Origin of the sequence: Paraburkholderia atlantica (genome assembly GCF_009362785.1) — a bacterium.
In the GTDB taxonomy this organism is placed as follows: Bacteria; Pseudomonadota; Gammaproteobacteria; order Burkholderiales; family Burkholderiaceae; genus Paraburkholderia; species Paraburkholderia atlantica.
Genome location: NZ_WHNQ01000008.1, coordinates 209293 through 229670, shown reverse-complemented (window position 1 = coordinate 229670; position 20378 = coordinate 209293). Strand labels below are relative to the sequence as shown.

At 63.8% G+C, this 20378-nt stretch carries 24 protein-coding genes; 5 read left to right on the top strand and 19 right to left on the bottom strand.

Annotated elements, in window-relative coordinates; translation table 11 throughout:
- Positions 1–42: 42 nt before the first annotated feature.
- The 7 genes from GCT19_RS14675 to tauA form a co-directional block, all read right to left on the bottom strand.
- Positions 43–1059, bottom strand: coding sequence for a succinylglutamate desuccinylase/aspartoacylase family protein (locus GCT19_RS14675; protein ID WP_018437302.1), 1017 nt, complete (start codon positions 1057–1059; stop codon positions 43–45).
- A gap of 40 nt (positions 1060–1099) precedes the next feature.
- The gene (locus GCT19_RS14670; RefSeq protein WP_018437303.1) at positions 1100–1837 is read right to left on the bottom strand and encodes an amino acid ABC transporter permease; all 738 of its coding nucleotides are present in this window, start codon (positions 1835–1837) and stop codon (positions 1100–1102) included.
- Positions 1837–2583 (bottom strand): amino acid ABC transporter permease, encoded by a 747-nt coding sequence (locus tag GCT19_RS14665; protein ID WP_018437304.1) that lies wholly within the window; start codon positions 2581–2583, stop codon positions 1837–1839. Before GCT19_RS14665 ends, GCT19_RS14670 begins: the two co-directional genes overlap by 1 nt.
- A gap of 89 nt (positions 2584–2672) precedes the next feature.
- Positions 2673–3491: an ABC transporter substrate-binding protein gene (locus GCT19_RS14660; protein WP_152852347.1), complete on the bottom strand. Its 819-nt coding sequence runs from the start codon at positions 3489–3491 to the stop codon at positions 2673–2675.
- Positions 3492–3639: 148 nt separating this feature from the next.
- A complete protein-coding gene (locus GCT19_RS14655) occupies positions 3640–4524 on the bottom strand; it encodes an ABC transporter permease subunit (protein WP_018437306.1) in 885 nt (294 codons plus the stop codon).
- Positions 4524–5303, bottom strand: a complete 780-nt coding sequence (locus GCT19_RS14650) for a taurine ABC transporter ATP-binding protein (protein WP_018437307.1) — start codon at positions 5301–5303, stop codon at positions 4524–4526. The genes GCT19_RS14655 and GCT19_RS14650 overlap by 1 nt, the downstream gene beginning before the upstream one ends.
- Positions 5300–6349, bottom strand: coding sequence for a taurine ABC transporter substrate-binding protein (tauA, locus tag GCT19_RS14645; protein WP_018437308.1), 1050 nt, complete (start codon positions 6347–6349; stop codon positions 5300–5302). Before tauA ends, GCT19_RS14650 begins: the two co-directional genes overlap by 4 nt.
- 234 nt (positions 6350–6583) lie before the next feature.
- Between tauA and GCT19_RS14640 the strand changes: the two genes are divergently transcribed.
- Genes GCT19_RS14640 through GCT19_RS14630 form a run of 3 tightly spaced genes read left to right on the top strand, consistent with a single transcriptional unit; the run spans position 6584 to position 9283 of the window.
- Positions 6584–7654 carry an aliphatic sulfonate ABC transporter substrate-binding protein gene (locus tag GCT19_RS14640; RefSeq protein WP_018437309.1) on the top strand — a complete coding sequence of 357 codons (1071 nt, stop codon included), beginning with the start codon at positions 6584–6586 and terminating at the stop codon, positions 7652–7654.
- Between the two features lie 28 nt (positions 7655–7682).
- On the top strand, positions 7683–8549 hold the full coding sequence (locus GCT19_RS14635) for an ABC transporter permease (protein WP_018437310.1): 867 nt from the start codon (positions 7683–7685) through the stop codon (positions 8547–8549).
- The gene (locus tag GCT19_RS14630; protein ID WP_018437311.1) at positions 8546–9283 is read left to right on the top strand and encodes an ABC transporter ATP-binding protein; all 738 of its coding nucleotides are present in this window, start codon (positions 8546–8548) and stop codon (positions 9281–9283) included. Before GCT19_RS14635 ends, GCT19_RS14630 begins: the two co-directional genes overlap by 4 nt.
- A 19-nt stretch (positions 9284–9302) precedes the next feature.
- Here the strand turns inward: GCT19_RS14630 and GCT19_RS14625 are convergent, their stop codons facing one another.
- Both GCT19_RS14625 and GCT19_RS14620 read right to left on the bottom strand, forming a co-directional pair.
- On the bottom strand, positions 9303–9743 hold the full coding sequence (locus GCT19_RS14625; RefSeq protein WP_018437312.1) for a zinc-finger-containing protein: 441 nt from the start codon (positions 9741–9743) through the stop codon (positions 9303–9305).
- A gap of 107 nt (positions 9744–9850) precedes the next feature.
- On the bottom strand, positions 9851–10528 hold the full coding sequence (locus tag GCT19_RS14620) for a DJ-1/PfpI family protein (protein WP_018437313.1): 678 nt from the start codon (positions 10526–10528) through the stop codon (positions 9851–9853).
- Positions 10529–10599: 71 nt separating this feature from the next.
- On the opposite strand from GCT19_RS14620, the gene GCT19_RS14615 reads away from it, so the two are divergent.
- Positions 10600–10782, top strand: coding sequence for a hypothetical protein (locus tag GCT19_RS14615; protein ID WP_152852346.1), 183 nt, complete (start codon positions 10600–10602; stop codon positions 10780–10782).
- Here the strand turns inward: GCT19_RS14615 and GCT19_RS14610 are convergent.
- Genes GCT19_RS14610 through GCT19_RS14600 form a run of 3 tightly spaced genes read right to left on the bottom strand, consistent with a single transcriptional unit; the run spans position 10775 to position 12439 of the window.
- Complete coding sequence (locus tag GCT19_RS14610; RefSeq protein ID WP_018437314.1) at positions 10775–11245, bottom strand: OmpA family protein; 471 nt, start codon at positions 11243–11245, stop codon at positions 10775–10777. The genes GCT19_RS14615 and GCT19_RS14610 overlap by 8 nt on opposite strands.
- A gap of 4 nt (positions 11246–11249) precedes the next feature.
- Entirely contained in the window at positions 11250–12020 is a 771-nt protein-coding gene (locus GCT19_RS14605) for a M35 family metallo-endopeptidase (RefSeq protein ID WP_227749261.1), read from the bottom strand.
- Positions 12005–12439 carry a hypothetical protein gene (locus tag GCT19_RS14600; RefSeq protein ID WP_152852345.1) on the bottom strand — a complete coding sequence of 145 codons (435 nt, stop codon included), beginning with the start codon at positions 12437–12439 and terminating at the stop codon, positions 12005–12007. The genes GCT19_RS14605 and GCT19_RS14600 overlap by 16 nt, the downstream gene beginning before the upstream one ends.
- Before the next feature lie 505 nt (positions 12440–12944).
- Here GCT19_RS14600 and GCT19_RS14595 point away from each other — a divergent pair.
- Complete coding sequence (locus GCT19_RS14595; protein WP_152852344.1) at positions 12945–13919, top strand: GlxA family transcriptional regulator; 975 nt, start codon at positions 12945–12947, stop codon at positions 13917–13919.
- A 32-nt stretch (positions 13920–13951) separates the two neighbouring features.
- On the opposite strand, the gene GCT19_RS14590 is transcribed toward GCT19_RS14595, so the two are convergent.
- The 7 genes from GCT19_RS14590 to GCT19_RS14560 all read right to left on the bottom strand — a co-directional run bounded on the left by GCT19_RS14590 (position 13952) and on the right by GCT19_RS14560 (position 20195).
- Entirely contained in the window at positions 13952–14482 is a 531-nt protein-coding gene (locus GCT19_RS14590) for a hypothetical protein (protein ID WP_311542905.1), read from the bottom strand.
- 321 nt (positions 14483–14803) lie between these two features.
- Entirely contained in the window at positions 14804–15799 is a 996-nt protein-coding gene (locus GCT19_RS14585; RefSeq protein WP_152852342.1) for a vWA domain-containing protein, read from the bottom strand.
- The gene (locus GCT19_RS14580) at positions 15796–16341 is read right to left on the bottom strand and encodes a hypothetical protein (protein ID WP_018437320.1); all 546 of its coding nucleotides are present in this window, start codon (positions 16339–16341) and stop codon (positions 15796–15798) included. Before GCT19_RS14580 ends, GCT19_RS14585 begins: the two co-directional genes overlap by 4 nt.
- Complete coding sequence (locus tag GCT19_RS14575; protein ID WP_152852341.1) at positions 16338–17324, bottom strand: vWA domain-containing protein; 987 nt, start codon at positions 17322–17324, stop codon at positions 16338–16340. The genes GCT19_RS14580 and GCT19_RS14575 overlap by 4 nt, the downstream gene beginning before the upstream one ends.
- Complete coding sequence (locus GCT19_RS14570; protein WP_152852340.1) at positions 17321–18244, bottom strand: calcium incorporation protein MxaA; 924 nt, start codon at positions 18242–18244, stop codon at positions 17321–17323. Before GCT19_RS14570 ends, GCT19_RS14575 begins: the two co-directional genes overlap by 4 nt.
- Positions 18241–19152, bottom strand: coding sequence for a DUF58 domain-containing protein (locus GCT19_RS14565; RefSeq protein WP_152852339.1), 912 nt, complete (start codon positions 19150–19152; stop codon positions 18241–18243). The genes GCT19_RS14570 and GCT19_RS14565 overlap by 4 nt, the downstream gene beginning before the upstream one ends.
- A gap of 20 nt (positions 19153–19172) precedes the next feature.
- A complete protein-coding gene (locus GCT19_RS14560) occupies positions 19173–20195 on the bottom strand; it encodes an AAA family ATPase (RefSeq protein ID WP_152852338.1) in 1023 nt (340 codons plus the stop codon).
- Positions 20196–20378: the final 183 nt, after the last annotated feature.

Below are 20378 nucleotides of genomic sequence, written 5' to 3'. Positions count from 1 at the left end.
TTCACGAACTCGGCAAATCCAAACGCACCCCCACCCGCTTCATCAGACCACTTCTTCCGCGAGATGAAATAGGCAATCCCCTCGCCTGACGAGCGCCGGCACGCGCTTGCAAACGACTTCGCCATCGCTCGCGAAATGACAGGTCACCGGTTCCTTGAGCGGCGTGTCTGGGAAATGGATGCGCGCCGCGGGCTGCCCTGCGACTACCCGATCGCCGAGTTCGACCAGCGGCTCGAACAGACCGTTATCGTATGCGTACACATAGTGACGGGCGCCCGCGACGCGAAGAAAACGTGTATCCGCAGGCGGCGCCTCGGGCACGAGCGGACCACTCAATGCGCCGATCGCGCCGAGAAAATGCAGCAGGCCTTGGCGCGCTTCGCGGAGTAACGCCGCATCGACAGTTCCCCCACCGCCCAGCTCAGCCGTGATCGACAGCGCCCCTTGCCGTCGCGCAGCCGTCGCCGCATGCACCGGGTTTTCCGCATGCAAAAACGCATTCGGCGACCCGAACGCGCGTAATGCGCGTTGCAGCCGCTCATTGTCGCCGTCGTCGCGCGGATCGATCGCGAGCATGTTGTTGCCACGATAGAGCAGCGAACTGCCGCCGGAATGAAGATCGATCAGATAATCCGCTCGCGCGAGCAGCACATGCTCGATGTAATGCGCGATCACTTGCGTCGGAGAACCTTGCGGATCGCCTGGAAACGTGCGGTTGAGATTGCCGTCGTCGAGCGGCGACGTGCGAAGACCTGCCTCGGCCGCTGGCGCGTTCGCTTGCGGCAACAGGATCAGTTGACCAGCAACCTGAGCCGCGTCGATTTCGCGGATCAGCGTCGACACGAGGATCTGTCCTTCATACTCGTCGCCGTGATTGCCGGCCATGATCAGCACGACCGGACCCGTGCCATTGCGGATCGAAGCGATCGGAATCGGCAGCCATCCATACGCGGACCGATGCACGGAATGCGGCAGCCGCAGATAGCCGGCTTGCTTGCCCTGCGCATCCAGATTGATTTCACTGCGAATCGGGTTGCTCGGCGTAAGGGTTGAACTCATTGCTTCGCTCGCGGAAGTAGCCACCTTCTAGCCGTTGCAGCTAGACGCCAAACGGAAACTGCCATTTGACCTTCGTTTCGCTGTTCGCCGCCGAATGGCCCGCACGAAAGCGGTGCTTCAGCAGCCACGTCGCACCGTACTGCAGCGTCGAACAAAGCAGCAGATAAACGACGCCGACGAATAGAAAAATCTGCACCGGGTACACCATCAGCCGATTATTGACCTGATTGGCGAGAAACGTAAACTCGGGCACGCCGACGATATAAGCGAGCGACGTGTCCTTGATCAGCGTGACCCACTGATTGACGAACGACGGCATCATGATCCGTATCGCCTGCGGCAATTGCACATATCGCAGCGCCTGCCAGCGCGTCATGCCGAGCGACGCCGCCGCTTGCGCCTGTCCGGCGCCAACCGCCGCGATGCCTGCATGCACCGAATGCGACAGATACGCGCCGCCGATCAGCGCGAGCGCGCAAACCACGGTTGCGAGGCCGGGCACGTCGATGTGCAACAGTATCGGCATCAGGAAGAAGGTCCAGAAGATCAGCATCAGCACCGGGATCGCGCGAAAGAAGCCGACCAGGGCAGTGAGCGCGAGATGCGCGGCGCCGCGCGTCATCGACAATGCAATGCCGCCAGCGAGACCGACCAAAGCCGACAGCAACGCCGAGACCATCGACATCACGACCGTCAGCGCCGCGCCGCCGAGTGGCCCATCGGGGAACGTGCCGAGCAGCAGATAGCGCAGCGTCGGCAGCCATTCGAGCTCGCTCATCAATGCCCTCCTTGCCAGAGCCGCCGGGCGCCGCTGTGCGGCGCGGCGCTCCTTTTCCACACCAGCAACACCGCTTCGATGACCGCGATGATCGCGATATACAGCACCGTCGCCGCGCCGAATGCCTGAAACGTCTTAAAGGTTTCCGTATCGACCTGCCGCGATACATACGACAGTTCCGCGAGCCCGATCGTCATCGCCAGCGACGAGTTCTTCACGAGGTTCATGTATTGCCCCGCGAGCGGCGGTGTCGCGATCCGGATCGCCTGCGGCAGGATCACGTAACGGAACGCCGCGAGCGGCGTGAGCCCCAGCGCCGCGGCGGCTTGATGCTGCGCGCCCTTGACGCCGCGCATACCGGCGCGAAATTCCTCGCCGACAAACGCGGTCGTATAGCACGTGAGCCCGACCCAGCCCGCGACGAATTCGAACGACGGCCACGCAATCGTCCAGCCAGATAGCGACACCGTGTGCGATGCATTGAGCCATTCCATCCACGGCTGCGGCAACAGCGTCGCAGCGCCGAAATACCAGAACAGCAATTGCACGAGCAACGGCGAATTGCGAAACGCCAGTACGTAGAGCGCGGCCGCACGCGCGAGCATGCCGTTGCGCGCATTTCGCGCGAGTGCGAGCCCGAAACCGGCGAGCGTCGCCGCCGCGCCCGCGCAGGCCGACAACACCAGCGTCATCAGAAAGCCATGCGCGATCCACCCAAGGTACTTCGGTTCCAGCCAGCCGTTCATTCTGCCCTTCTACTCAAGCGCTTTCGTTATGCAATGAAAAGCGGCCCGCCGTTTTCACACGGCAGGCCGGCTCTAAAGTTTCCGTCGGATCAGCTCTTCTGCGGATCGCCGATCTTGAACAGACGCGGCAACGGCGCGCGGCTCTCCGGTCCGAACCAGTGGTCGTAGATCTTCGCTGCGCTGCCGTCCGCTTCGAGGCCCTTCAGCGTATCGTCGACGACGTTCAACAGACGCGTCTCGCCCTTCGGCACGCCGACACCTTCATAGTCGTTCGAGATCGTGAACGGCGGGATCTCGTAGTTCGCCTTGTCGGGCACGTTCGCGAGCAGTGCGACGAGCTTCGGGCCGTCCTGCGTGATCGCCTGCACGTTGCCGGCGCGCAGCGCGGCGAACGCGAACGGCGTGTCGTCGTAGGCGACGATCGTCGCGTTGGGGAATTGCGCGCGCACCTGCTGTTCGTTCGTGGTGCCCTTGTCGGCACCCACGCGCAAGCTGTTCACCTGCTGCGGCGACGTCAGTACGCCCTTCTTCGCGATGAACTGCGTACCCGAGGCGAAGTACGGCGTGCTGAAATCGACTTCCTTCTTGCGCTCGTCGGTAATCGTGAAGTTCGCGAACACCAGGTCGACCTTGCCCGACTTCAGGAACGCGATGCGGTTCGCCGGATTGGTCGGCTGGATTTCGAGCTTCACGCCGAGCTTGTTCGCGACCGCGCGCGCATAGTCGACGTCGAGCCCGACGATCTGATTGGTCTTCGGATCGACGAAGCCGAAAGGAGCGTTGCTGTCGAAGGTGGCGACGCGCAGCACGCCCGCCTTCTTGATGTCGTCGAGACGATCGGCGTGCGCGGCGCCGGAAATCGCGAGCAGCAACCCCATCACTGCTGCGCCAACGAATTTTATTTTCATGGTTAGGCCTTTGTATTGGATGTTTTGTGTACGACGTGATTCACGACTGCCTCACGACAACGACCCGCAGACTGTAACAACTCCCCACGCGATGGCGAACCAACGAATCGTCACGAGCTAAGCGGCGAATCAGATATGCGGCAGGTGCTTACTGCTTGCCTTTCCACGGCACGAGCCTACGTTCGAGCGCGCGCATGCCGAGATCGAACAGCCACGCGATCAGACCGATCAGCACGATCCCCATCACGACCACGTCGGTGCGCAGGAAGCTCGACGCGTTGAGCACCATCTGACCGAGTCCGGCAGTGGCGGCGACCATTTCGGCCGCGACCAGCGTGGTCCAGCCGAAGCCGATCGCGATGCGCAGGCCGGTCAGGATTTCGGGCAAGGCGGCAGGCAACACCACGTGCAATACCACCTGGCGGAAATTCGCGCCGAGCGACCACGCCGCGTTGACCTGCTCGACGCTCGCGCTGCGCACGCCGGCACGCGCGGCCATCGCGATCGGCGCGAAACACGCGAGCCAGATCACGACGATCTTCGCGGTCTCGTCGATACCGAACCAGATCACGACGAGCGGCAGGTACGCGAGCGGCGGCAGCGGGCGGTAGAACTCCAGCGGCGGATCGAGCAGTCCGCGCGCGACGCGGCTCACGCCCATCAGAATGCCGACCGGTATCGCGGTGATGCTCGCGAGCGCGAACGCGCCGAACACGCGGATCGCGCTCCACAGCAGATGCTCGGACAATGGCAAGCCGCCCTGGATGCGGCCGTGCCATGCATCGACGAACGCATGCCAGACCGCGTCCGGTGCGGGTAGGAACAGCGGTGGTATCCAGTGCAGATGAGTCGCAACCCACCACAGCAGCGCAAACGCCGCAACGCAGATCACACTGAGCCACGCGGTCGGGCCTTCGCCCGGCATACCGCGATAAGGTCTGCGGCCGTGCGCCGCGCTGCGCGCCCGGGTCGAGTTACGTGCGGTGTCCGGACGTGTCGGCGCGTGTTGTTGCGACGATTCGATCACGCTCATCAGGCGGCCTCCCGCAATGTATCGTGCAGTCGCCGCGTCAGGCGCTCGCGCCACTCGATGAAAGCCGGCGACGACTTGACCGCGCGCGCATCGCGAGTCGCCAGATATTCGCGCGCGAACGGCAGTTCATGGACTTCGGCGATGCGACCAGGGCCCGGTGTCATCAGCACCAGACGCGTCGCGAGAAACAGCGCTTCTTCGACGCTGTGCGTGATGAAGAACACCGTCTTGTGCGTGCGCGCCCACACGTCGAGCACGAGTTCCTGCACCGTCTCGCGCGTCAGCGCATCGAGCGCGCCCATCGGCTCGTCCATCAGCAAGATCTGCGGATCGCTCGCCAACGCGCGCGCAATACCCACGCGCTGCTGCATGCCGCCCGACAGCGCATGGATCTTCGCGTTCGCATGCCGTTCGAGCCCGACCAGCGCCAGCGTGCGCCGCGCGATCTCGTGTCGCTGCGCACGCGCGATGCCGCGAAACCGCAAGCCGAGCGCGACGTTGTCGAGCACGTCGAGCCACGGCATCAGCGCATGCTTCTGGAACACGACGCCGCGCTCGGCACCGGGTCCGTCGATGGGCGTGCCGTTGAGCCGCACCTCGCCCTCGCTCGGATCGACGAAGCCGGCGATGCAGTTCAGCAACGTGGTTTTGCCACAACCCGACGCCCCGAGCGCGACCACGAACTCACCGCGCTCGATGCACAGATCGACACCCGCGAGCGCCGGCTCGCTCGCACCGGCGTAGCTCACGCGCAGTCCGCGGATGTCGAGCATGCTCATCGCGAGACCTGCTGCACGAAGCGCGGATTCACGGCCGCCGAGTAATCGGGCAACACGTTCTGGATCGTGCCCTGCGTCTTCAGGAACGCCGCCGTGGCTGCGAGCGATTGCGCCGCACCCGACTGCTTGCCGCCGCCGAGCCAGGTCGGCGACGCCTGCTCCGCGGCGCTCGGGAACGCGTACAGCGCGAGGCTCGCGGGCACGTCGGCCGGTGCCGCGCCCGACTCCTGCGCAACCGCCTGCACCTGCTGCGAGGTTGCGGTCCAGTCGGCCTTGTGATCGCGATACAGCGCGTCAGTATCGGCGAGCACCTTGACGAGACCCGCGATGAAGGCCGCGTTGTCGCGCTCGAACTGCCGCGTCGCGACAAAGCCGTCGAAGGTTGCCTTGCCGCTTCCCTTCGCGACTTCGCCCGACGTGATCAGCACCTTGCCGTTCTGCTTGACCTTCGCGAGCACGGGGTCCCAGATGTAGGTCGCATCGATATTGCCGCGCTGCCAGGCGGCGGCGACCTCAGGCGGACGCAGGTTCAGGATCTTCACCGACGACGGATCGACGCCCGCCTGCTGCAATGCGACTAGCGCATGAAAATGCGACGTCGACACATACGGTACGCCGATCGTCTTGCCCTTCAGGTCGGTGATCTTCGTGACACCCGAACCGTCGCGCGCGACCAGCGCTTCCGCGTCGTTGATGTTGTCGAGAATCCAGAATAGCGACAGGTCGACGCCTTGCGACAGGCCCGCCGCGATCGGGCTCGAACCCGCCTCGCCCAGCTGGATCGAGCCCGACGCCAGCGCGCGCACCACATCCGCGCCGCTGCCGAGCTTGCGATAGGTGACCTTGTAGCCGGTCGCTTTTTCGACGGCGCCGGTGGCTTGCGCGTAACGCCACGGCACGACCATGTCCTGATAGCCGATCACGACTTCTCGGCTTTGCGCGTGCGCGGATGAAGCGAACGGCGAAAACGCGGCAATGCCGGCCGACGCCGCGACGAAGGCAGCGGCGCGCAACGCACGTCGCACCAGACGGAGAGAGTGATTCATCGGAAGCCTTCGGGTTGGTTTTGGATGCGAAGAAGGTTCCGACTATAGGCACTTTCGACCAGCGCGGTTCCAACGAATCATGCATAGCTAATCACTGGAACGCAGCATTGCTTTTGCGTCGCGACTATCCGCCATAGCGCCAAAACTGCTTTGATTCTGAGCATTTGTTGGTTCGCTCGCACCACCGTCCTGGTTACATTGAACGACCACCACACGCGACCATAAGGACAATCGATGAAACCGATCCGGGGCTTTTCATTCTTCACGACAGCGCGCGACGCAATCGCCACCGTCGGCGAGCGCAACCGCAGCCGACGCGGTTGGCTGAAGACCGCCGCGGCCGCGCTCGCACTCGGGATCTTCGGCGCAGCCCACACCGCCCACGCCGCGCCGCTCGACGAGCTGAAACTCGACTATGCGTACTATTCGCCGGAAAGCCTCGTGATCAAGCGCAACGGCTGGCTCGAACAGGAGTTCGCCGCCGACCACACGCAGGTGAAGTGGGTACTGAGCCTCGGCAGCAACCGCGCGCTCGAATACCTGAACAGCGGCGCGATCGACATCGGCTCGACGGCGGGCCTCGCCGCCGTGCTCGGCAAAGCGAACGGCAATCCGATTCGCGCCGTGTATATCTATTCGCGGCCCGAGTGGACCGCGCTCGTCGTGCGCAAGGACTCGCCGATCAAAACCGTCGCCGATCTGAAGGGCAAAAAGATCGCGGCCACCAAGGGCACCGATCCGTTCCTGTTCACGTTGCGCGCACTGCATACGGCGGGCCTGTCGCGCGACGACGTCGAGATCGTCAACCTGCAGCATCCCGACGGCCGCACCGCGCTCGCCAACGGCCAGGTGGACGCGTGGGCCGGGCTCGATCCGCACATGGCGGCCGCGCAGATCGACGATGGCGCGCGGCTGTTGTATCGCAACGTCGACTTCAACACCTGGGGCTTCCTGAATGCGCGCGAGGACTTCATCCGCGACCATCAGGACGCGCTCGCGCGCGTGCTGATGGTCTATGAAAAAGCCCGCGTCTGGATCGCCGCTCACCCTGACGACACCGCCAGGATCGTCGCGGAAGAATCCAAGGTATCGCTGCCGGTCGCGAAACTGCAATTGAGCCGCAACGATTTCAGCCAGCCTCAGCCGGGCGCCCGGCAGATTGCCGCGCTCAAAGCCGCTGCGCCGATCCTGGTCGACGAGCAGCTCGTGAAGAGTGGCACCGATCTGAACGCGATCATCGATGCGCTGGTCGACGCCAAAGTCGCGCAGCCGGTGATTGCGACGGCGAGCAACGGCACGAAATGAAACACACGCATCAGACCCGAGCCTGCCAATGAGCACCGCGAAGAACTTTTTCACGCTCGCACGGAGGGATTCGTCCTGTCCGTCGTGTAGCGAACTCGCGCAACCGCCGCGCGCGATCGACCCGTTACGACTGTGGCGCTATGCCGGTCTCGCGCTGCCGGTAGCGTTTCTGGCTGTCATCGAGTTGCTGGTGCGCGCGTCGATTCTGCCGATGCATCTGGTCCCCGCGCCGAGCGCGATCGCGCAGACGCTATGGGATCTCGGCGCGGCGCGGCTCGCGCGTCATGTTGGCGCGAGCGTGATCCGCGTGTACGGCGGCTTTGCGATCGGCGCGGCGCTCGCGCTGCTGATCGGCGCGGCGATGGGCCTCAGCCGGCGCGTCGATGCCTTGCTCGACCCCGCGTTTCAGGCCTTGCGCGCGATTCCGTCGCTCGCGTGGGTGCCGATCCTGCTGCTATGGATGGGCATCGACGAAGCGCCGAAGATCACGTTGATCGCGATCGGCGCGTTTTTTCCAGTGCAGTTGAGCGTGGTGGCGGGCATTCGCGGCGTCGACCGCAAGCTGATCGAATTTGGCGAGTTGAACCGGCTGAGTCGGCGGGCGCTGTTCACGCGCATACTGCTGCCCGCGTCGATGCCGCAGATTTTCACCGGACTGCGCACCGGACTGAGCCTCGCGTGGATGTTCATGGTGGCCGCCGAGCTGATCGCGGCGACGCGCGGGCTCGGCTATCTGCTCAGCGATGGACGCGAAACCGGCCGCCCCGATCTGGTGTTCGGCGCGATCCTGTTGCTCGCGCTGCTCGGCAAACTGAGCGACGGCATGCTGAAAGCAATCGAGGTACGCGCGCTGTCGTGGCGCGATGCGCATCAGGTGTCGGAGGCCGCGCGATGAATCGGGAACTTGCTCCGTTACTCGAAGTACGTGGACTGACGCGGCGCTTTGGCGAGCGCAACGTGTTCGACAAGGTATCGTTCGCGCTGTCGCGCGGCGAGATCGTCAGTCTGGTCGGTCCTAGCGGCTGCGGTAAAAGCACACTGCTGCGCGCGGTGGCGGGACTCGATCGCACAGCGACGGGTACCGTGCTGATCGACGGCGTGCCCTTGCTCGCGCCGTCGCCACGCGTCGGCATGATCTTTCAGGAACCGCGCCTGCTGCCGTGGCTCAGCGTGGCCGACAACATCGCCTTTGCCGCGGGGCCGCACGCGGGAGACGATCCGCGCGTCGATGCGCTGCTCGCCGAGGTGGGTCTCGCTGGCGTGCGCGACGCGCTGCCGAAGCAACTGTCCGGCGGTATGGCGCAGCGCGTCGCGCTCGCGCGCGGGCTGTTCAACGAGCCGGAACTGCTGCTGCTCGACGAACCGTTCAGCGCCGTCGATGCGATCACGCGGGCGCGACTGCAGCAGTTGCTGCTCGCGTTGAAGCATGCGCGCGGCACGACGGTGCTGCTCGTCACGCACGATCTCGACGAAGCATTGAGTCTGTCCGATCGCGTGCTGTTGTTGTCTCCGGCGGGCGTTGGTAGCCCGAGCCGCATCGCGCGTGAACTGCCGATTGCACTACAACGGCCGAGGAATCCGCGCGATGCGTCGTTGGATGCTTTGCGCGAGGTACTTCTGGAGATGTAGCGGGCTGCGGAAAATCACGCTATCTCATACGCCGGGCTTCGACAAAAGCCTCGACATAACGCAGCGCCTGTTCGCACTGCTCGGGCGTGAACGCGTGAATGCTCGCCGGAACCGGATCGAAGCCAAGCTCGGTCGCGACCCACCGGATTGCTTTCGCGCGGGCTTCGAACGCGTTGACGCCATCGCGGCGCACCTTCGCGGCGACGAGCGGTTCGAGCGCGTCGTGCAGCTTGCTCTTCGACTCGCGCAACGTCGCGTCGGCGAGGCGGCCTAGCGGCAGGTTGTGTTTGCTGCGCGAATACACACCGATCCACGCCTGACAGGCGGTGCAGATCCACAGCGGGCCTTGATCGCTGCGATACGGGTAGGACTCGTCGCCGTAACGCGCGAGCAACGCGCGGTTGCCGCAGTAGTCGCATGACGGCTGCGGCAGTGCCTTGACGGGCTTGCCTACGCGCATGGGGAGTGCCCCCGGGAAATTTCGCGGTACTTCATCGCATCAGTCCGACTGGCGGAAACGGGTGGAGCCTCACAGTTTAATTGAATGCTCGCACCCGCAAGCAAGACTTAGCTTCTCTCCGCGAGCTCCATCACGACGCGACGCCGCGACGCCAAAGTTTCCGCCGACCTCTGCCGGACCAACTCCACCACCGCTTGCGGCGCCATCGCCGGATCGCCCGCGTCGAACGGCGGCGCTGGCGCATATTCGAGTTCGAGCTGGATCGCCTGCGCCTCTTCGACGCCCGCCAGTTCGGCAGCCACGGTCAGCCCGAAATCGATGCCCGCCGTCACGCCGCCGCCGGTAATCAGATTGCCGTCGCGAACCACACGCGCATGCGTCGGAATCGCGCCGAGCGGTTCCAGCAACGAGTGAAACGCCCAGTGAGTCGTCGCGCGCCGCCCGCGCAGCAAGCCGGCCGCGCCCAGCAGCAACGCGCCGGTGCAGACCGACGTCACGTAGCGCGCGCTCGCCGCCTGGCGGCGAACGAAGTCGATCGTTTGCTCGTCTTGCAACAGCGCGGTCACGCCGCTTCCGCCTGGCACACAGATCACGTCGAGCGGTGGGCAGCTTTCGTAGGTCGCGCTCGGCGTCAGCACGAGGCCGTTACTCGACACCACGGGCTCCCGCGTCTTCCAGACCAGATGCATCCTGGCGCCCGGCACCGATGCGAGCACGTCATGCGGGCCAGTCAGATCGAGTTGCTGTACTTTCGGGAACACCAGAAAACCGATTTGGAGGCTCATAGGGATACCTTGTCGAAGGAGAAATCGAAGTACGCCATCTGTCATTTCTTCCAGCTGGACGGATCGATTCTATGCGCGTAGTGTTTGGCAAGACTGCCATTGTTCCCTTGATTTCTGCCACCCGTTCTCACCTGTCCAGCGCTTGCCACTCCGTCGTGCTGTCCGTCTTGAACAAAAAACAACTGCGCACGATCTGCTGCGCCGACGCGCCGAAGGTAAAAAGCCCCGCCGAAGCGGGGCGAATTTCTATTTGACGGCCTTGCTCGTCGGCGTTATGCGCGGATCGTCGCATAGTCGTTCGCAGCCGCCCTTGCAAAGCGGCATGAGACCAACGCTTAGCTGTAGGTATCCATTGAATCCGCTGTTGTCTTGCGGATAGGGCGACTCTTCCAGATGGGTGTCGACATATATATATTGCGACTTCACTCCAAGTTGAATTAGGAATTCTTTCAACTGTTGCCCCCTCGACTTTGCTAATTCTTCTGCGTTCTTTTCGCCAACGTAAGCGTTTGTGACGATTTGAGCTTGAATTTCAACATCGGGCCATCGCCGCGCATTTGATACTAGGTCCACCATTTTAAGACGATAGGAATTAGGAATTCCCTGAAAGTTAAGCGGAACACTTTCTGTCAAATCTTCCGAAATAGTACATGCAGCCGCCTGCTGAGAAGCGGCGAACCAAAAAGCCGAAAGAACGGCGAAGGCGAATTTCTTCATGGGATCACCAGATCTTCTTTTGATTGAATTCGATTTGGGTATCGAAGTGCGCGATGTAACACGCGATGCTATCTGCGTTCCTGCAAGCCCCCTCAGAATCGTTCTGAGCCCAGTAACCGACGCCCGGACCAAAACCATACATCACATCGTCTGAATTGAACGTGTCGACATAGTGCGTGCACTCGTGGATGATTACCTTCAATTGGCAATTTGTTGAGACTGCAACGGGTGGCAGCATGCAAAAATGGGGATAAATTGCAATATATCGCCTTTTCGAATCTGGCTTGCATACAGCAGCATCGTTCGAGCCCCTATCGGGAACTATCGCACAGGAAAGCTGTACAATTTTCTGTTCGTCCCAACGAATTATTTTCTCAGGTTGCAGTTCTCGCATCGCGGCTGCAAGCCTTGGCAGACCGATATTCAATTTATCACGGATATATTGATCGCTCCGACCAAACCAGAATTTGGCACGATCCTGTGCTGACATATCCCAACGTGCAACATCTGCAATGCGCTCCTTTATGAGAGTTAACGCTGCATCTCGCAAACGCATTATTAACCCTCTAAATTCTTTATTGCTCATATTTGGACAGATAGGCGTCGTATTGATTACGACATTGGATATCGACCCGGGAGTGGTATTGGTAAGGGCTGTGCCGACCTCGGTCCATTCTTCATTCTCGTCGGTCTTGAAATAATGGCTATTCTTGTCCAAAAATTCATTTGTCATGCGTTCACCAGAGATAGAAGACTTACCTAGATCCACTGCCATTGCCCGGCAACTTCGATGGAAATCTGGTTCGCGTTATCTGTCGAAACACGCTGGGTTCGCCCTTGGGAATCGGTGACACCTTTCGCGATGACCCTCGAACCGACGCGAATCCTGTAACGCACCCCAGCCAGTCGCTTGCCGGTGGATTCTCTTAGCTCGAACTGCTCATTGAACCGTTTGGGGGAGCGTCCGCGACAATTGCACGCCCATGCGTAACCCAGCGCTTCGGCCATGGCGTAACCGGATTTCATCTTACGAACCCTGTCAAACGGAAAGAACTCGCCGGTTTCGGCGTTCAGGGCCTGTGCGTGCGGCATCGGCGGGAACTTTGAGTAGATCGAATAGGTGATCCGGCAAAGGTCGCATTCTTCGTCGACTGTGCAATCCGTCCCACTGCTTTGCTGTTTCAGTTGCTCCATTACACTCCTCAAGAGTTTTCAGGTGATACCTCGCGAATAAATCATCGAAACGGACCACGGTCAACCGCATTAATTCGGGATAAGCCCGTTTTGACAACTATTTACGATGGTGTCGGTTATCTCGATTTCTATTGCATATTCCTGCTGGCGCAGGACCAAAAAATGGCGGCATTGCGCCGCCTTTATCGTCAGGGATCGAAAGTGGTTAGTGTTGCGTCCATGAAGCATCCATCGCCGCCAGTTTCGCGTTCGCGCCTTCCGTGGTGTCAGCGAGAATCGCTGCCGCGTCCTCCGGTCTCAGTTGGCGCTGGCGTCGCCCCTTGCGTCGAGCGCAAGCACCGTGAACAGTTCCTGATCGCAGCGGTTACTAAACCTTGCGACTCCCGCCCCGTGGGTCGTTGTCTATTGCGATCAGACGCAGGCCAGCTAGACGGATTGATTCTATGCGCGTAGTGTTTGGCAAGACTTCCATTGTCCCCTTGATTTCTGCCACCGATTTGCTCACATGTCCAGCGCTCCCCGCTTCATCGTGCTGCTCGCCTTCCCGAACATGCAACTGCTCGACATCAGCGGTCCGCTGCAGGTATTTGCGTCCGCCAATGAACTCGTCGGGCAGCGCGGGCTCGGCAAGCTCTACGCACCCCGCGTCGTAGCAGCCGAAGCCGGGCCCGTCACATCGTCGTCGGGACTCGCGGTGCTGGCCGCCTCACTGCGCTCGGTGAAGACACCGCTCGATACGCTGATCGTTCCGGGTGGCCGGGGCGTTCGTCAGGCATCGGCCGATCAACGCCTGATCCGCTGGACGCAACGCCACGCGCCGCACTGCAGACGCGTCGCGTCGGCCTGCTCGGGCGCGTTCCTGCTCGCCGAGGCGGGCTTGCTCGACGGCCGGCGCGTCGCCACGCATTGGGCGCGTTGCGACGAACTCGCGCAGGCCTATCCGCAACTACAAGTCGAAGCCGATCCGATCTTCATTCGCGACGGCGATATCTGGACATCGGCGGGCGTCACCGCCGGCATCGACCTCGCGCTAGCGATGCTCGAAGAAGATCACGGGCGCGCGTTGGCGCTCGACGTCGCGCGCGAACTCGTCGTGTTTCTGAAGCGCCCGGGTGGTCAGTCGCAATTCAGCGCGGCGCTGTCGCTGCAACATGCCGACGACCGTTTCGGCGAATTGCATGCATGGATGACGTCGCATCTCGCAGCCGACCTGTCAGTGTCCGCGCTCGCGCAACGGCTGCATATGAGCGAGCGCAGCTTCATGCGCCACTACAAGGCGCAAACGGGCCGCACGCCCGCGCGCGCGGTCGAGCAGCTACGCATCGAAGCGGCACAACGCTTGCTGAGCGAAACATCCTGGTCGATCAAACGGATCGCGCTGCGATGTGGATTCGGCAGCGAGGAAACGATGCGCTGCAGCTTCGTGCGTCAGATGCGCGTGCCGCCGCAGGTGTATCGCGAGCGCTTTTCGTCGACGTGACATGCGCGGCCGGCGCACCCAATCCACATCACTCAGTAGCGGCGTTTGACGATCAGCGTCGCGCCCGTATCGTGAGAATGCAGTATCGCGACGCGCGCGGTGCCCGAGAACACCCAGTTGTCGACCGTCAAGGACAAGCGTCGCTGCGGTGACTGGCCAATCGACAGCACCGAACCGTTCATCTGAACGATGGACAATTGCGGCGCAGTAGATGGCCCTAGACGCAGAGAATTCGAAGCACTCTGCGCGGCAGCATTTGCAGCCGGTTCGGACACCGGTGCGAATGCCGGTCCGGACGACACCAGGGCCTTCGCGGTGCCGAGCTGGACATCGCGCGCAAGGTCCACGCTGTAGTAGTTCTCCATTTGCGCGTAGAACGGCTTGTCCCGATCCCCCTGATACTCCATCGCATAGCGCTGCTGCTCGAAGTAGCGCCTAGGCTCGGGAATGGGCGGCACGACTTCAACGGGTGACGCGACGATGTTAGCGACCATCATCGCTTGCGGCACATCGCCGAAGGGGCCTCCCGCAAACGCGTAGCCGCTCATCAAGACGAGTACCACTCCGACAATCCTCTCGTTTTGGCACGTCATCGGCATGCCTCCGTGAAGGAACTGAAACGTCACATGACACGGCGCGTCATTCGAACCGCGCGCCTGGCAGCGTCGCTTGCATTCAGACATTGTAGTCAGTGATTTGCGTACCGGTAGGTCAATGTGTGAGCTATCTCGCGCGTGTGGCGAAGACCGGCAAAAGCTTCTGGCGCAAAAGTCCTGAGTCGAACAATCCCGGCAACTCTTGCGAGGTTTCGCGAGCAGCTGCGTGGTCGGATCGGATACCTGCATCTTCAACCGTTGCAGCGTCAACGGTCGCGCTCGCGGTAGTCAGTCGGCGCGAGTCGGCCGGCCATTGAATGCCGGCGCGATGTGCAAAACGATCGATTGAATGCGCTTTCGCCAGGCGCGCGGCCATGCGAGAACGGCGTCGGGCATGAAGCGCGCGACGAGCAGCAGCAAAGCGAGCAACGCGGGGCACCAGCGCAGATCGGTCGGCACCGGTTCGCGGCGGGCGAAGCGCGCTTCGAGCAGCGCATCGCCGAACGACGTCACGTTCAGCAGACGCCGGTAGTCGAGGCCAGTCTGCCGAGCCACCGACGCCAGGTACTCACCGCGCAATTCGGACAACTCCTCGTGCGTTTGCGCCGCCACACCGGAGCCTGGTGTAGGCGGCACCTGGATCACGTCGTCGGCCTGCCAGACGCCGATCCGGTTGCCGTTGGCATCGGTCTTCGGAATGGCCGCGGGCTGGTCGCCGCCGACGCCGATCAGCCAGCCGCTGATCCGCGCCGCATTGATGCCCTCCATCAGCGGGCGCGACGCCGACAACGGCGGCGCCTCCTGTCCATCGGTGACGAACGCGATGGCCGCGCCGCCGCCGACGTCCTGCGCGACGCGCACGGCCGAATACACACCGCCTTCCGCAATGCGGCTCCAGTTGGTCCAGCGCATGCGCCCGTCGATGCCGTCGAGCGACACCAGCAGCGCGTCGTAGTTGCCGCAGACTTCGACCGGCGCCATCAGCAGCAACACCCGCTGCCCGGTAAAGACGCTCCAGCCGACCTTCGAGCCGCACGGCAAACGCCCGAGCGCGTCGCGCATCGCGGCCTGCGAGAATTTGAGGCGGCTGACCGGCGCGCCGTCGAGCACCATGTCCTCGACGTCCATGCTTTGCGTGATGTCGAACGTGACGATGTAGTTAAACGTGTTGCGCGGCAAAGTGACGTCCGGCATCGCGACCGCCGCGATCAACGCGACGAGCGCGAGCGGCGTCAACGCGTGACGCCACTTTGCGAAGCCACGCTCGCGCTGAACGCCGCTCATGGCAGGTCCTGGCTGCGCGCGTCGCGCACTGTGACGTTGTGCTGCTCTTTCACATCGGGTCCGGCGAGCGCGGACGGCGTTTCCGGTGCGAGCCACAGCGCGCGCTCGAGGTTGTAGCGCGCGTCCCAATCGTCGGGCGCCGCGCGCAGCGCGAGCCGGTAGCGCGCCTTGGCCTCGCCGATCATCGCGAGAGACCTGACTGTCTGCGCGTTGTCGCCGCTGCCTTCGCGCAGGTACAGGTTGCCGAGATCGAACAGCGCCGCGCGGCCGACTTCATCAGGCGGGCTGCCCTCGGGGAGCAGACCGTTATAGAGCCGCGCCGCCGCGTCGTAGGCGCCCGCTTTCGACAGCGCTATCGCGCGGGCCAGCTGAACCTCGCGCGCGTCGCCGCCGGCTTGCTGCTCACGCGCGGCGGCGTTGGTCGCGACAATGGCCTGATTGACGCGCTCCGCGTGCTGCAGACGAACGAAGCCATACGCCGCCCACGTGGCGCAACAGATCGCCACGGTGCCGAACAGCGAGTGGATCAGCGTGCGCTTCATGCCCAGCTCCTGACCTGCAACTGGTGCAATAGCACCAGCAGCGCCGCACAGAACAGCGCGAGCGCGAAACAGTACGGACTCAGGTCCTGGCGAGGCAGATGCTCGAAGAACGTCGTCGTCGCGTTCTGCTGCCGGTTGATCTCCGCGATTGCCGCCATCATCGCCTTCGGGTCTTCCGCCTGAAACAGCCTGTAAGGCGTCTTCAGCGTCAGAAAGAAGCGATGCAGCTGCGCTTCGGCCGAGCTTCCGCTGGCCGGCTGCGTCGCGTTCAGATCGGGACTGAAGACGCTGCTGCGCAGGTAGATGAAGTACAGCGCGATCCGGTTGCGTCCCAGTCCCTCCTCCATGCGCCGTTGCATCGTTTCGTCGAGCAACGCGCCGCCGTCGGAGACCAGCACGATCGCGCGGCGGCCCGACGACAAGCGCCCGTCGAACTGCGCGATCGCCGCCAGCATGCCGCGATCGAGCTCGGTGTCCGGCATGCCGCGGCCAATCGCCGTGGCCGCGACCGCAGCCTCGATCACGCGATGGTTGTAGGTGAACGGCATCGCCAGCACGGGGTTGGTGCCGAACATCATGAACGCGAGCTGGTCGTTCGGCCGCTGCTCGACGAAACGCGTCAGCGCCTCGCGCGCCACGTGGTTCTTGGAGTCGCCGCGCGGCGACTCGACGCCCTTGCTGCCCATCGGCTCATCCATGCTCTGGCTGCGGTCCATCAGGATCAGGATCTGTGCGCCGCTGCCGGTGCGCAGCACCTGCAATTGTGAGCGTCCCGGCCCCGCCAGCCCGACGACGATTGCGGCGATCGCCAGCGCCGCGCCGCCGCGGACGAGCCAGCCCGCCACGCGCCCCAGGTCGTCCGCGGGTAGCCACGCGACGCTCGAAAACACCAGCGTGTCGCTGCGCCGCCGCAGCAGCGGCAGCGCGGCGAGCGGCAGCAGCACCAGCATCCACGGAAGGGCGAAATCGAGGTTCATGGTCATCGCTGATGGCGCCTCTCCGCTCGATACAACGCACGGCACAGCGCGTGCAACGAAAGCTCGCCGGGATTCTCGGCGGCGTGCGGCGCCGGCGCGAAAAAGCGCTCGGCCGACGCCAGATAGAAACGTTCGAGCTGCGCGCGCAGCGGTTGCAAATACGGCACACGCGCCAGCAACGCGGATAGCGAAGCCGCATGCACGACCTCGCCGGCGGTTTCGTTCAGCGCGCGATGCAGGCAGACCCACGCATCGTTCGACGAAGCGCCGGGCGCCTCGGGCAGCCGTTGCATCTGCCGCCACGCCCGCGCGAACGGCAGCCGCGCCGCCTCGCGCCGGTTGCGCGCCCACCACCAGCTCGCCCACACGAGCAGCGTCGCGAGCAACAGGCCGAGCGCCCACGCGATCTGCCGGCGCCAGCCGGACGTGGCCAGCATCGGCGCCTGTCGGTCGGGCCGCAGCGGCTGCAAGTCGCCTGCGGCGAACGCGGTTTGCGGCGTCAACGGTCCGATGCTCGCCGGCCATTCGGGGACCTGCAACTGCGTGCCCGCCGCCGACGTCAGCGTCAACGCCGGCAACGTGATCTGCGTGAGTGTCTGCGGCGCATTGACGACCTGATAGCCGATCACCATCCACTTGCGGCCGTTGGCATCGGTTTCGAGCGTCACGGGCCGGCGTTCGAGCCACACGCCCGTGCGTCCGACCGAAGGCGGCGTCACCGCGCCGATGTCGCGACCGTCGGCCTCCAGCAGCACGCGCTGCGTCAGCACATCGCCGAGCACATAGCCGAACGCGCGCGGCTCCTGAACGAGCGCGGCCACTTCGGCGGCGCTGGCCATCGCGCACGCGGCGCCGCCTAGCGACGCGATCAGCACGCACAGCGCCGCCCGACACGCGCAGACACCGCGCACCTCGCGCGTGCTCATACCGTCAGCTCCAGAAAATAGCGCGACATCGCTTCCGGATCGAACGCGCCTTCGACATAGAACGGCTGGATGCCGCGCGCGCCGAACACCGCGGCGAGTTCGTCGCGACGGCGCGCGACGCCTTCGCGCCAGCGCTCGCGCGCGCCGCGCGAGAGCCACACGCGACGCTCCTCGCCGGACTCCGCATCGTTGACGGCCAGCAGCGACGCGTGCTGCGGCGGCGTGGTCTCGGCCGCATCCCATACGACCATCGGCACCACGCACGCATGCACCAGCATGTCGAGCACCGGCGACAATCGCGCGAGCGGCCAGTGGAAATCGGACACGACGAACACGAGCGCCTGGCGTCCGGCGATACGGATCGCACAACGCCGCAATCCTTCGACGGACCCGCGCTCAGCCTGACGGTCGGCGTGACGACCGGCCTGACCATTCGCCTGATGATCAGCGATATCACTGACGCTTTCGCGCAGCATGCTCGCGAGCAGCGAGCCGGTGCCCCGTCCCGTGCGCGCCGGCATGAACAGATCGTCGCGTTCGCCGCTATCGAAAGCGAGCATGCCGAGCCGGTCGCCGACCCGGAACGCGCTATGGCCGAGCGCTTCGACGAAATCAGCGACGACCTGCAGCTTCGTTTTATGCGTACCGAACTGCATCGACGCCGACACGTCGACGATCACGAACACGGACACCGCGACGCGCTGCAAATGCACGCGCACGAGCCACTCGTCGCGCGCCGCGCGCAAGCTCGCACGCAGATCGAGCCGGCGCGGGTCCGGATAGTCGAACAGCCGGCCGTGCATCGCGAACTGCTGGCCCGAGCCGAAGCTGGAGCCCGGATGCGAGCCGGGCCGCGCACCGGCCGCGCGCATCGGCAGACGATAGTGGAATTCCGCGGTGCCGTTCATTGTGGTGCGCGCGCCGGCGTTCAGCGAGGCACCGCGACGTTCGCGACGATCCGCGCGATCAGCGCCTCGGCGAGCTCCTGGCGGCGCAGCTCGTAGATCGGCGTGAAGAACACGCGATGACCGAGCGCCGGCAGCAGCACTTCGTGGATGTCCTCCGGCAGCAGATGCGTGCGTCCCGCGAGCCACGCGACCACGCGCGCGGCCCGCAACAGCGCGCTCATGCCGCGCGGACTCGCGCCGGCGAGAATTAGCTGCTCCATGTCGACGCCGTCGAGCGCGATGCCGAAGCGCGCCGGCGTTTCCGTCGCCTGCCAGATGTCGTGCACGTAGCGCTCGATCGTCTCGCTGGCCTGCACGCCCTGCTGGATCGCCGCGCCGATCCGGTTCAATTGTTCCCACGGCACGATCGACGGTGTCAGTTGCGCGAGCAGGCCGTCGACGTCATGGAACCTCGTGTCGAACACGAGGCTGCGCCGCGCCTCCTCGTCGGTCGGCGTCGGCATGTTCAGCTCGAACAGGAAGCGGTCGCGCGCCGCCGACGCGAGCTCGAAGGTCTCTTCCTTCTCGACCTTGTTGCGGTCGGCATACACGGTCATATGCGGAAAGCGATGCTCGCGGCCGAACGCCCACACCGAACGCTCGGCCATCGCGCGCAACAACAGCGATTGCACCTGCGGGCGCGCGCGATTGATCTCGTTGAAGAAGAAGGTGGTCAGCTGTTCGCCGTGGCGCAGCAGCGGGCCGGGCTCGATGCGCGGCTTGCCGTCGGCATCGACGTAGGTGTGATAGACGAGGTCGCCCGGCATCAGATCGATCGTGCCTTCTACGCGCTCGAAGTCGCCGCCGACCACGCGCGCGAACGCCCGCAACACGGTGGTCTTGCCGACCCCGACGCCGCCTTCCAGCAGCACGTGGCCGCGTGCGAACAGCGCGACGTTGATGAGCCTCAGCGTTTGCTGCTGACCGACGACGACCCTCGCCACTTCGTTTTCGATCTGCTGGGCGTGAGAACGCCAGTCCTGAAGCTGCTCGCCAGAAACCATCGCTGCGATCCCCTTCCGTGGTGGCTGGCGTTTTTTTGCGCGACGCCCGAACGTCGACGCGCTTCAAGACTCGCCAGCCTTCCGTTCAAGCACGGTCTATGCCGATCGCGCGCGCGGGACGCAAGAGTTAAATCGAATGCGAAAAGTTGGCAGCCTGTCACGACAGTCGGGTACAGACTGTGC